At 51.1% G+C, this 11,108-nt stretch carries 11 protein-coding genes and 1 rRNA gene; 7 read left to right on the top strand and 5 right to left on the bottom strand.

The window, feature by feature from the left end; genetic code table 11:
* On the bottom strand, positions 1 to 248 hold a 248-nt coding region (locus BHE85_RS04275), incomplete at its 3' end, for a transposase (protein ID WP_000567707.1).
* Positions 249 to 371: 123 nt separating this feature from the next.
* On the opposite strand from BHE85_RS04275, the gene eamB reads away from it, so the two are divergent.
* Positions 372 to 959, top strand: coding sequence for a cysteine/O-acetylserine transporter (gene eamB, locus BHE85_RS04270; protein ID WP_005135933.1), 588 nt, complete (start codon positions 372 to 374; stop codon positions 957 to 959).
* A 54-nt stretch (positions 960 to 1,013) separates the two neighbouring features.
* Here eamB and grcA read toward each other — a convergent pair whose 3' ends face one another.
* Positions 1,014 to 1,397 carry an autonomous glycyl radical cofactor GrcA gene (gene grcA / locus BHE85_RS04265; RefSeq protein WP_000627807.1) on the bottom strand — a complete coding sequence of 128 codons (384 nt, stop codon included), beginning with the start codon at positions 1,395 to 1,397 and terminating at the stop codon, positions 1,014 to 1,016.
* A 304-nt stretch (positions 1,398 to 1,701) separates the two neighbouring features.
* Here grcA and ung point away from each other — a divergent pair, with 304 nt between their 5' ends.
* On the top strand, positions 1,702 to 2,391 hold the full coding sequence (gene ung, locus BHE85_RS04260) for a uracil-DNA glycosylase (protein ID WP_001262716.1): 690 nt from the start codon (positions 1,702 to 1,704) through the stop codon (positions 2,389 to 2,391).
* Positions 2,392 to 2,438: 47 nt separating this feature from the next.
* Here the strand turns inward: ung and BHE85_RS04255 are convergent, their stop codons facing one another.
* On the bottom strand, positions 2,439 to 3,476 hold the full coding sequence (locus BHE85_RS04255) for a tRNA/rRNA methyltransferase (protein ID WP_000997409.1): 1,038 nt from the start codon (positions 3,474 to 3,476) through the stop codon (positions 2,439 to 2,441).
* A 206-nt stretch (positions 3,477 to 3,682) separates the two neighbouring features.
* Here BHE85_RS04255 and trxC point away from each other — a divergent pair, with 206 nt between their 5' ends.
* The 5 genes from trxC (at position 3,683) to BHE85_RS04230 (ending at position 9,399) form a co-directional block, all read left to right on the top strand.
* Positions 3,683 to 4,102, top strand: coding sequence for a thioredoxin TrxC (gene trxC / locus BHE85_RS04250; RefSeq protein WP_001098740.1), 420 nt, complete (start codon positions 3,683 to 3,685; stop codon positions 4,100 to 4,102).
* Between the two features lie 68 nt (positions 4,103 to 4,170).
* The gene (gene tapT / locus BHE85_RS04245) at positions 4,171 to 4,869 is read left to right on the top strand and encodes a tRNA-uridine aminocarboxypropyltransferase (protein ID WP_004985669.1); all 699 of its coding nucleotides are present in this window, start codon (positions 4,171 to 4,173) and stop codon (positions 4,867 to 4,869) included.
* Positions 4,870 to 4,900: 31 nt separating this feature from the next.
* Entirely contained in the window at positions 4,901 to 7,561 is a 2,661-nt protein-coding gene (patZ, locus tag BHE85_RS04240) for a peptidyl-lysine N-acetyltransferase PatZ (RefSeq protein ID WP_000083004.1), read from the top strand.
* Positions 7,562 to 7,674: 113 nt separating this feature from the next.
* On the top strand, positions 7,675 to 9,030 hold the full coding sequence (gene pssA, locus BHE85_RS04235) for a CDP-diacylglycerol--serine O-phosphatidyltransferase (RefSeq protein ID WP_000949277.1): 1,356 nt from the start codon (positions 7,675 to 7,677) through the stop codon (positions 9,028 to 9,030).
* A gap of 45 nt (positions 9,031 to 9,075) precedes the next feature.
* The gene (locus BHE85_RS04230; protein ID WP_001300818.1) at positions 9,076 to 9,399 is read left to right on the top strand and encodes a YfiM family lipoprotein; all 324 of its coding nucleotides are present in this window, start codon (positions 9,076 to 9,078) and stop codon (positions 9,397 to 9,399) included.
* On the opposite strand, the gene kgtP is transcribed toward BHE85_RS04230, so the two are convergent.
* Together kgtP and rrf are read right to left on the bottom strand one after the other, a co-directional pair.
* Complete coding sequence (gene kgtP / locus BHE85_RS04225) at positions 9,396 to 10,694, bottom strand: alpha-ketoglutarate permease (protein ID WP_000841103.1); 1,299 nt, start codon at positions 10,692 to 10,694, stop codon at positions 9,396 to 9,398. The genes BHE85_RS04230 and kgtP overlap by 4 nt on opposite strands.
* Before the next feature lie 323 nt (positions 10,695 to 11,017).
* A 5S ribosomal RNA gene (gene rrf / locus BHE85_RS04220) occupies positions 11,018 to 11,108 on the bottom strand; the annotation flags it as partial.

Here is an 11,108-nt window from a genome sequence, read left to right as displayed (position 1 = left end):
AGTTCTTTAATCTGCTTCATGGCGGCAGCAAGTTCAGAGGCAGGAACAACCTGTTCTCCGGCGGCCACAGCAGTAAGACTTCCTTCCTGGTATTGCTTACGCCAGAGAAATAACTGGCTGGCTGCTACACCATGTTGCCGGGCAACGAGGGAGACCGTCATCCCCGGTTCAAAGCTCTGCTGAACAATTGCGATCTTTTCCTGTGTGGTACGCCGTCTGCGTTTCTCCGGCCCTAAGACATCAATCATCTGTACTCCAATGACTAGTCTAAAAACTAGTATTAAGACTATCACTTATTTAAGTGATACTGGTTGTCTGGAGATTCAGGGGGCCAGTCTAGGTACTGTCTACCAAAACAGAGGAGATAACAAGTGACACCGACCCTTTTAAGTGCTTTTTGGACTTACACCCTGATTACCGCTATGACGCCAAGACCGAACAATATTCTCGCCCTTAGCTCTGCTACGTCGCATGGATTTCGTCAAAGTACCCGCGTGCTGGCAGGGATGAGTCTGGGATTTTTGATTGTGATGTTACTGTGTGCGGGCATTTCATTTTCACTGGCAGTGATTGACCCGGCAGCGGTACACCTTTTGAGTTGGGCGGGGGCGGCATATATTGTCTGGCTGGCGTGGAAAATCGCCACCAGCCCAACAAAGGAAGACGGACTTCAGGCAAAACCAATCAGCTTTTGGGCCAGCTTTGCTTTGCAGTTTGTGAACGTCAAAATCATTTTGTACGGTGTTACGGCACTGTCGACGTTTGTTCTGCCGCAAACACAGGCGCTAAGCTGGGTAGTTGGCGTCAGCGTTTTGCTGGCGATGATTGGGACGTTTGGCAATGTGTGCTGGGCGCTGGCGGGGCATCTGTTTCAGCGATTGTTTCGCCAGTATGGTCGCCAGTTAAATATCGTGCTTGCCCTGTTGCTGGTCTATTGCGCGGTACGCATTTTCTATTAACGAAAAAAAGCGGAAGAGGTCGCCCTCTTCGCTTAGTAACTTGCTACTTAAGCCTTACAGGCTTTCAGTAAAGGTACGAGCGATAACGTCGCGCTGCTGTTCCGGAGTCAGAGAGTTAAAGCGAACTGCATAACCGGATACACGGATGGTCAGCTGCGGATATTTTTCCGGATGCTTAACTGCATCTTCCAGAGTTTCACGACGCAGAACGTTAACGTTCAGGTGTTGACCACCTTCAACGCGAACTTCTGGTTTCACTTCTACTGGAACTTCACGGTATTCAATGTCACCCAGTTTGCTTACTGCAACCACTTCATCTTCTGCATAACCTGCTTTTGCAACGATGCAACGTGCTTCGCCTTTTTCGCTGTCCAGCAGCCAGAAAGAGTTCAGCAGATCGTCGTTAGCGGCTTTAGTAATCTGGATACCTGTAATCATGTGATGCCTCCCCGGCAAAATTATTTGATTTGTTCAGCCTGTCGCGGCTAATTGGTAAAACCATTGTTGCTTGAGTGTATATATACTCCTCAACCACCCTTGATTCTTTGATTTAAATCAATAAAAACCACACATCGATTGTGGTCGTAAATGGATTTTATTGTTTTACATCAACTTATGCGGGTGTGAAATTTTACCAATTTACATTTTTTTGCACTCGTTTAAGTCTAAAAAATGAGCATGATTTTGTTCTGTAGAAAGAAGCAGTTAAGCTAGGCGGATTGAAGATTCGCAGGAGAGCGAGATGGCTAACGAATTAACCTGGCATGACGTGCTGGCTGAAGAGAAGCAACAACCTTATTTTCTTAATACCCTTCAGACCGTCGCCAGCGAGCGGCAGTCCGGCGTCACTATCTATCCACCACAAAAAGATGTCTTTAACGCGTTCCGCTTTACCGAGTTGGGTGACGTTAAAGTGGTGATTCTCGGCCAGGATCCTTATCACGGACCGGGACAGGCGCATGGTCTGGCATTTTCCGTTCGTCCCGGCATTGCCATTCCTCCGTCATTATTGAATATGTATAAAGAGCTGGAAAATACTATTCCGGGCTTCACCCGCCCTAATCATGGCTATCTCGAAAGCTGGGCGCGTCAGGGCGTTCTGCTGCTCAATACTGTGTTGACGGTTCGCGCAGGTCAGGCGCATTCCCACGCCAGCCTCGGTTGGGAGACGTTTACTGATAAAGTCATCAGCCTGATTAACCAGCACCGCGAAGGCGTGGTGTTTTTGTTGTGGGGATCACATGCGCAAAAGAAAGGGGCGATTATAGATAAGCAACGCCATCATGTACTGAAAGCACCGCATCCGTCGCCGCTTTCGGCGCATCGTGGATTCTTTGGCTGCAACCATTTTGTGCTGGCAAATCAGTGGCTGGAACAACGTGGCGAGACGCCGATTGACTGGATGCCAGTATTACCGGCAGAGAGTGAGTAAATTTGCGGGGAAATGCCGGATGGCAGAGTTGCCACCCGGCTGATTTATCAGGCTTTATTCTGACGCCACCATTCACCAAGCAAAACGCCGGTTGCGACAGAGATATTCAGCCCGGCAACGTTGCCCGTACCGTCAATCTTCACGCGCAGATCGTTCGGATCGCGTGCGGCATCCGGTAACCCTTCATATTCCTGACCCAGCACCAGTACCATTTTCGCTGGCAGACTAGTTTTGAACAGCGGTTTACCCTGCTCGCTGGAAGTGGTCACTACGGTGTAACCTGCCTGACGGAAATCATCCAGCACGTTAACAATGTTGTCGCCAGTAATCGACTGAACGAGCTCTGCGCCGCCTTCTGCGGTACGGATAGCCGCCCCCGACTCCAGCAGTGCCGCATCCTGCACCACGACACCTTTCACGCCGAAGTGCGCGCAGCTGCGCATCATGCCACCCAGGTTATGCGGGTTAGATTCGTTTTCCAGTGCCAGAACGCAATCCTGCGCGCCTGCCTGGCTTACCCACTGCTGCACGGTTGTACCGTTACGCTTTTTGATCAGGAAGCAAACGCCGCCGTGATGTTCCGTGCCTGACGCTTTTGTCAATTCAGCTTCATCCACCACATGGTACGCTTTGCGGTTTGCCGCCATCCAGCGCAAGGCTTCTTTAAAACGTGGCGTTACGCTCTGGATAAACCAGGCGCGAACAATTGCTTCCGGACGGCTCTGGAACAGTGCCTGACAGGCGTTTTCGCCGTAGACGCGGGTTTCTTCCGCACGCTGACGACGCAACACTTCCGGATCAATAAAACTTTTACCACTGATGCCACCGTGATCGGCCTTTTCCGGCGTCTCATCACCCGGCGCGCGGGAAACCGTGCGCCACGGCGAATCTTCCCACTTGCGGTCACGGGGCTGACTCTGTTTGTCATCGCGGGCGGGGCGACGGCCACCGTCAGCACGAGATTTTCCTGGACGCCCGCCCCCTTTCCCGGTACGCGGGTTGTGGGTACGTTTATCAGAATCATCATCACTGCGGACATACATCACTTTGACCTTGCCGCTTTTACCTTTCATTTCATCGTTCATGCTTTTCTCCACCAGCGCTGCGCGAAGCGCGCAGATTACCCGAAGTCCGCGCGGTTCTCCATGATTTCGTACCAAAGCCTGCGACTATCATACCTATTGAATAAAACAGATTGTTGTCTGGAACAATGTCCCCGATAATATGTAACATATTAGAAACATACCGGCGTCGTTGCCGATAAGTCTCCTTACTCATCCCGAGGTTAGTTATGAATACCGTTTGTACCCATTGTCAGTCCATCAATCGCATTCCCGACGATCGGATCGAAGATGCGGCAAAATGCGGACGCTGCGGTCACGACTTGTTTGACGGAGAGGTGATTAATGCGACCGGTGAAACACTCGACAAATTGCTGAAGGATGATCTACCTGTGGTGATCGACTTCTGGGCACCGTGGTGCGGCCCCTGCCGTAATTTCGCACCAATTTTTGAAGATGTCGCGCAAGAGCGTAGCGGTAAAGTGCGCTTTGTGAAAGTGAATACCGAAGCTGAACGTGAATTGAGCAGTCGCTTTGGAATTCGTAGTATACCGACGATCATGATTTTCAAAAACGGTCAGGTTGTCGACATGCTTAATGGCGCAGTACCGAAAGCTCCGTTCGATAGCTGGCTGAACGAATCTCTTTAATCTTACCGGGGCGCATCTTGTGCCCCGTTTTCTCCTCTGCGACAATGGCGTTTTTTCGACGCTCTCTTATGACCGAAAACACTGTTCTCCAGTTACGCGCCGAGCGTATTGCGCGCGCAACACGTCCTTTTCTTGCCCGCGGTAATCGCGTTCGTCGCTGCCAACGCTGTCTTTTGCCAGAGAAATTATGTCTCTGTTCGACAATTACCCCAGCACAAGCAAAAAGTCGCTTCTGTTTGCTGATGTTCGACACCGAGCCAATGAAGCCCAGTAATACCGGGCGTCTGATTGCTGATATTTTGCCTGATACCGTTGCGTTTCAATGGTCGCGTACCGAACCCTCGCAGGATTTGCTGGATCTGGTACAAAACCCGGATTATCAGCCAATGGTGGTCTTTCCCGCCTCGTATGCTGATGAGCAACGGGAAGTGATCTTCACACCACCTGCCGGTAAGCCACCGCTGTTTATCATGCTCGATGGTACCTGGCCGGAAGCTCGCAAGATGTTTCGTAAAAGTCCGTATCTGGATAATCTTCCCGTCATTTCCGTCGATCTTTCCCGGCTTTCTGCCTATCGCCTGCGTGAAGCCCTGGCTGAAGGCCAATATTGTACTGCCGAGGTAGCCATCGCACTGTTAGATATGGCCGGCGATACCGGGGCGGCAGCAGGGTTAGGCGAGCATTTTACCCGCTTTAAAACACGCTATCTGGCAGGGAAAACGCAACATCTGGGTAGCATCACAGCAGAACAGTTAGAAAGCGTTTAAAATCATTCGGTCACTTCTGCGGGAGACCGGTATGAGTCAGCGAGGACTGGAAGCACTACTGCGACCAAAATCGATAGCGGTAATTGGCGCGTCGATGAAACCCAATCGCGCAGGTTACCTGATGATGCGTAACCTGCTGGCGGGAGGCTTTAACGGACCGGTACTCCCGGTGACGCCAGCCTGGAAAGCGGTGTTGGGTGTGTTGGCCTGGCCGGATATTGCCAGCTTGCCCTTTACACCCGACCTTGCGGTTTTATGTACCAATGCCAGCCGTAATCTTGCTCTTCTGGAAGAGCTCGGCGAGAAAGGCTGTAAAACCTGCATTATTCTTTCCGCCCCGGCATCGCAACACGAAGATCTCCGCGCCTGCGCCCTGCGCCATAACATGCGCCTGCTTGGACCAAACAGTCTGGGTTTACTGGCTCCCTGGCAAGGTCTGAATGCCAGCTTTTCGCCTGTGCCGATTAAACGCGGCAAGCTGGCGTTTATTTCGCAATCGGCTGCCGTCTCCAACACCATCCTCGACTGGGCGCAACAGCGTAAGATGGGCTTTTCCTACTTTATTGCGCTCGGCGACAGCCTGGATATCGACGTTGATGAATTGCTTGACTATCTGGCACGCGACAGTAAAACCAGCGCCATCCTGCTCTATCTCGAACAGTTAAGCGACGCGCGACGCTTTGTTTCGGCGGCCCGTAGTGCCTCGCGTAATAAACCGATTCTGGTGATTAAAAGCGGACGTAGCCCGGCGGCACAGCGACTGCTCAACACCACGGCAGGAATGGACCCGGCATGGGATGCGGCTATTCAGCGTGCCGGTTTGTTGCGGGTACAGGACACCCACGAGCTGTTTTCGGCGGTGGAAACCCTTAGCCATATGCGCCCGCTACGTGGCGACCGGCTGATGATTATCAGCAACGGTGCTGCGCCTGCCGCGCTGGCGCTGGATGCCTTATGGTCACGCAATGGCAAGCTGGCAACGCTAAGCGAAGAAACCTGCCAGAAACTGCGCGATGCACTGCCAGAACATGTGGCAATATCTAACCCGCTCGATCTACGCGATGACGCCAGCAGTGAGCACTATATTAAAACGCTGGATATTCTGCTCCACAGCCAGGATTTTGACGCGCTGATGGTTATTCATTCGCCCAGCGCCGCTGCTCCCGCAACAGAAAGCGCGCAAGTATTAATTGAAGCGGTAAAGCATCATCCCCGCAGCAAATATGTCTCTTTGCTGACGAACTGGTGCGGCGAGCACTCCTCGCAAGAGGCACGACGTTTATTCAGCGAAGCCGGGCTGCCGACCTACCGTACCCCGGAAGGAACCATCACTGCTTTTATGCATATGGTGGAGTACCGGCGTAATCAGAAGCAACTACGCGAAACGCCGGCGTTGCCCAGCAATCTGACTTCCAATACCGCAGAAGCGCATCTTCTGTTGCAACAGGCGATTGCCGAAGGGGCTACGTCGCTCGATACCCATGAAGTTCAGCCCATCCTGCAAGCGTATGGCATGAACACGCTCCCTACCTGGATTGCCAGCGATAGCACCGAAGCGGTGCATATTGCCGAACAGATTGGTTATCCGGTGGCGCTGAAATTGCGTTCGCCGGATATTCCACATAAATCGGAAGTTCAGGGCGTCATGCTGTACTTGCGTACAGCCAATGAAGTCCAGCAAGCGGCAAACGCCATTTTCGATCGCGTAAAAATGGCCTGGCCGCAGGCGCGGATCCACGGCCTGTTGGTGCAAAGTATGGCTAACCGTGCTGGCGCTCAGGAGTTGCGGGTTGTGGTTGGGCACGATCCGGTTTTCGGGCCGTTGATCATGCTGGGTGAAGGCGGTGTGGAGTGGCGTCCTGAAGATCAAGCCGTCGTCGCACTGCCGCCGCTGAACATGAACCTGGCCCGCTATCTGGTTATTCAGGGGATCAAAAGTAAAAAGATTCGTGCGCGCAGTGCGCTACGCCCATTGGATGTTGCAGGCTTGAGCCAGCTTCTGGTGCAGGTTTCCAACTTGATTGTCGATTGCCCGGAAATTCAGCGTCTGGATATTCATCCTTTGCTGGCTTCTGGCAGTGAATTTACCGCGCTGGATGTCACGCTGGATATCTCGCCGTTTGAAGGCGATAACGAGAGTCGGCTGGCAGTGCGCCCTTATCCGCATCAGCTGGAAGAATGGGTAGAATTGAAAAACGGTGAACGCTGCTTGTTCCGCCCGATTTTGCCAGAAGATGAGCCACAACTTCAGCAATTCATTTCGCGAGTCACCAAAGAAGATCTTTATTACCGCTACTTTAGCGAGATCAACGAATTTACCCATGAAGATTTAGCCAACATGACACAGATCGACTACGATCGGGAAATGGCGTTTGTAGCGGTACGACGTATTGATCAAACGGAAGAGATCCTCGGCGTCACGCGTGCGATTTCCGATCCTGATAACATCGATGCCGAATTTGCTGTGCTGGTTCGCTCGGATCTCAAAGGGTTAGGCTTAGGTCGACGCTTAATGGAAAAGTTGATTACCTATACGCGAGATCACGGACTACAACGTCTGAATGGTATTACGATGCCAAACAATCGTGGCATGGTGGCGCTAGCCCGCAAGCTCGGGTTTAACGTTGATATCCAGCTCGAAGAGGGGATCGTTGGGCTTACGCTAAATCTTGCCCAACGCGAGGAATCATGAGTAAGGTACTGGAAATGTTGACTACTTAATCGGGACTGGTGTTATTATTGCCCGCTTATGTCGTCTGCATTGCACAGAGGATCCTTCAATGAACAGAGAAGAAATGCACTGTGATGTTGTCAAAATTTAAGCGTAATAAACATCAACAACACCTTGCCCAACTACCCAAGATTTCTCAATCAGTTGATGATGTCGATTTCTTTTACGCTCCCGCCGACTTCCGGGAGACGCTGCTGGAAAAAATAGCCAGCGCGAAGCAGCGCATTTGCATTGTCGCCCTGTATCTCGAACAGGATGACGGTGGCAAAGGCATTCTGAACGCGTTGTATAAAGCTAAAAGGCAGCGTCCGGAACTGGATGTGCGGGTGCTGGTCGACTGGCATCGTGCACAACGTGGACGCATTGGCGCTGCGGCATCTAACACTAACGCTGACTGGTACTGCCGCATGGCGCAGGAAAATTCGGGCGTAGATGTTCCGGTTTATGGCGTTCCAATCAATACCCGTGAAGCCCTTGGTGTTCTGCACTTTAAAGGCTTTATCATCGACGATAGCGTACTTTATAGCGGTGCCAGCCTGAACGATGTTTACCTGCATCAGCACGATAAATATCGCTACGACCGTTATCATCTTATCCGTAACCGTAAGATGTCAGACATTATGTTTGAATGGGTTACACAGAATATTATGAATGGCCGCGGCGTTAATCGTCTGGATGATGTTAATCGGCCAAAAAGCCCGGAAATCAAGAACGATATTCGTCTGTTCCGCCAGGAGCTGCGTGATGCCGCTTATCATTTCCAGGGCGATGCCGACAACGATCAGCTTTCCGTAACGCCGCTAGTGGGGCTGGGGAAATCGAGTCTGTTGAACAAGACCATTTTCCATCTTATGCCTTGTGCCGAGCAGAAACTAACCATCTGTACGCCATACTTCAACCTGCCAGCAATCCTTGTGCGCAATATTATCCAGTTGCTGCGCGAAGGGAAAAAGGTCGAAATTATTGTTGGTGATAAAACCGCGAACGACTTCTACATTCCGGAAGATGAACCTTTCAAGATAATTGGCGCATTGCCTTATCTCTATGAGATCAATCTGCGTCTTTTCCTGAGCCGTTTGCAGTATTACGTCAATACTGACCAGCTAGTGGTTCGGTTATGGAAAGATGACGACAACACCTATCACCTGAAAGGGATGTGGGTTGATGATAAGTGGATGTTGATCACCGGTAATAACCTGAACCCGCGCGCCTGGCGTCTGGATCTGGAAAACGCCATTTTGATCCACGATCCACAACTGGAGCTTGCGCCGCAGCGAGAGAAAGAACTGGAGCTGATCCGCGAGCATACCACCATCGTTAAGCACTATCGCGATCTGCAAAGTATTGCCGATTATCCGGTGAAGGTTCGTAAACTCATCCGCCGTTTGCGCCGTATCCGCATCGACCGATTAATTAGCCGCATCCTGTAATCACAACCCCGTCCTGTACGGGGTTTGTTTTTTGGAGGCCACGTTTTGCGTATTCTTTTTGTCTGTTCGCTATTGTTACTTTCTGGATGCAGCCATATGGCTAACGATAGCTGGAGCGGGCAGGATAAAGCTCAACACTTTATCGCCTCGGCGATGCTTTCCGCCGCCGGAAATGAATATTCACAGCATCAGGGGATGAGCCGGGATCGCAGTGCCATGTTTGGATTGATGTTCTCTGTCAGTTTGGGGGCGTCAAAAGAGCTTTGGGATAGCCGCCCCGAAGGGAGCGGCTGGAGCTGGAAGGATTTGGCCTGGGATGTCGCCGGTGCAAGCACCGGCTATACCGTCTGGCAACTGACCCGTCACTAAAGACGCATCCCCTTCCCTTTGCGATGTAGCATCAAAGAAACCAGAAACGCCACCACGGCCATCAAGGTCACATACCAGAAGAAGGCTGTTTCCATTCCTATTGATTTCAGCGACAACGCTACGTACTCCGCCGAACCACCAAATATAGCATTAGCGACCGCATATGACAGACCAACGCCTAATGCGCGAACCTGTGCCGGGAACATCTCAGCCTTCAGTATTCCACTGATTGATGTATAAAAACTCACTATCAGCAGGGCACACATCACCAGACCAAAAGCGGCATAAGGCGAGGAAACGTTTTGCAATGCTGAGAGAATAGGAACGGTAAAAATGGCTGCCAGCGAACCGAAACATAACATTGAGGTACGGCGACCAATCTTATCCGACAGCGCGCCAATGAGTGGTTGAATAAGCATGAATACAAACAATGCGGCAGTCATAATGCCACTCGCCACGTTGGCATGCATTCCCGCAGTATTTACCAGATACTTCTGCATATAAGTGGTGAAGGTATAGAAACAAAGGGAGCCCGCAGCGGTAAAACCGAGAACCATGATGAATGCACGGCGATTGCGCCATAATCCTTTCAGAGATCCAGCTTCTTTTAAAGCGCGCGTTTCTTGTTGCGAAGTTTCATCTAATTGACGACGTAACCACAACGCCACAACAGCTAACACAGCTCCTAACGCGAAAGGAATACGCCATCCCCACTCTCTGAGTGCAGCGTCTTCCATGGTGTGTTGTAAAACCACGACAACCAGTAGGGCTAGCAGTTGTCCGCCGATCAACGTCACATACTGAAATGATGCGTAAAAACCTTTGCGCCCTTCAACGGCAACTTCACTCATATAGGTGGCGCTGGTGCCATATTCTCCGCCAACGGATAATCCCTGAAATAAACGCGCGAGAAGCAATAATGCCGGAGCCCACGTACCTATAGTTTCATAACCTGGGAGGCAGGCGATAACCAGCGATCCGAAACACATCATACACACCGATAACAGCATCGATTTTTTGCGACCATGTTTATCGGCTATGCGGCCAAATAGCCAACCGCCTATTGGGCGCATCAGGAATCCCGCAGCAAAAACACCTGCTGTTTGTAGTAGTTGAGTCGTCGTGTTCCCGGAAGGGAAGAAAATGTGGGCGAAGTAGAGTGAACAGAACGAGTAGACATAGAAATCGAACCACTCGACCAGATTACCTGAAGAGGCCCCCACAATCGCCCAAATGCGGCGACGAGTATCACTACTTGTCAGTTTGCTGTCTGCCGTTACAGTACTTTCAGCCATGCCATTATGTCTCCTGCCGTAATCCGATGCTTTTGTTGGTCACTTTTGTTTATTTCTTTTGGTAAAGAAAATGTTATACATTTGTTACGTATTATTATGCAACATTAACCATGAATTTAGTTAGCAGGAAAATGGTTATTGAGGAGCTTAAGGATAAATTCTGGTAAGGAGGACACGTATGGAAGTAGGCAAGTTGGGGAAACCGCATCCGTTGCTGAATCTGGCATATGTGGGAGTATAAGACGCGCAGCGTCGCATCAGTCATTTTTTCTGCGCCAATGCAAAAAGGCCATCCTGACGGATGGCCTTTCGCTTAATTTGATGCCTGGCAGTTCCCTACTCTCGCATGGGGAGACCCCACACTACCATCGGCGCTACGGCGTTTCACTTCTGAGTTCGGCATGGGGTCAGGTG

It is taken from the genome of Shigella sp. FC1567 (assembly GCF_001743015.1).
Classification (GTDB): domain Bacteria; phylum Pseudomonadota; class Gammaproteobacteria; order Enterobacterales; family Enterobacteriaceae; genus Escherichia; species Escherichia coli.
The sequence above is the reverse complement of the archived record's forward strand: the minus strand, read 5'-3'. Positions and strand labels throughout refer to the sequence as shown.

Excerpts from the sequence above, each read along its gene's own strand:
- pssA (WP_000949277.1), top strand. The coding sequence starts at position 7,675 with ATGTTGTCAAAATTTAAGCGTAATAAACATCAACAACACCTTGCCCAA.
- ung (WP_001262716.1), top strand. The coding sequence starts at position 1,702 with ATGGCTAACGAATTAACCTGGCATGACGTGCTGGCTGAAGAGAAGCAA.
- BHE85_RS04255 (WP_000997409.1), bottom strand. The coding sequence starts at position 3,476 with ATGAACGATGAAATGAAAGGTAAAAGCGGCAAGGTCAAAGTGATGTAT.
- kgtP (WP_000841103.1), bottom strand. The coding sequence starts at position 10,694 with ATGGCTGAAAGTACTGTAACGGCAGACAGCAAACTGACAAGTAGTGAT.
- trxC (WP_001098740.1), top strand. The coding sequence starts at position 3,683 with ATGAATACCGTTTGTACCCATTGTCAGTCCATCAATCGCATTCCCGAC.
- tapT (WP_004985669.1), top strand. The coding sequence starts at position 4,171 with ATGACCGAAAACACTGTTCTCCAGTTACGCGCCGAGCGTATTGCGCGC.
- grcA (WP_000627807.1), bottom strand. The coding sequence starts at position 1,397 with ATGATTACAGGTATCCAGATTACTAAAGCCGCTAACGACGATCTGCTG.
- patZ (WP_000083004.1), top strand. The coding sequence starts at position 4,901 with ATGAGTCAGCGAGGACTGGAAGCACTACTGCGACCAAAATCGATAGCG.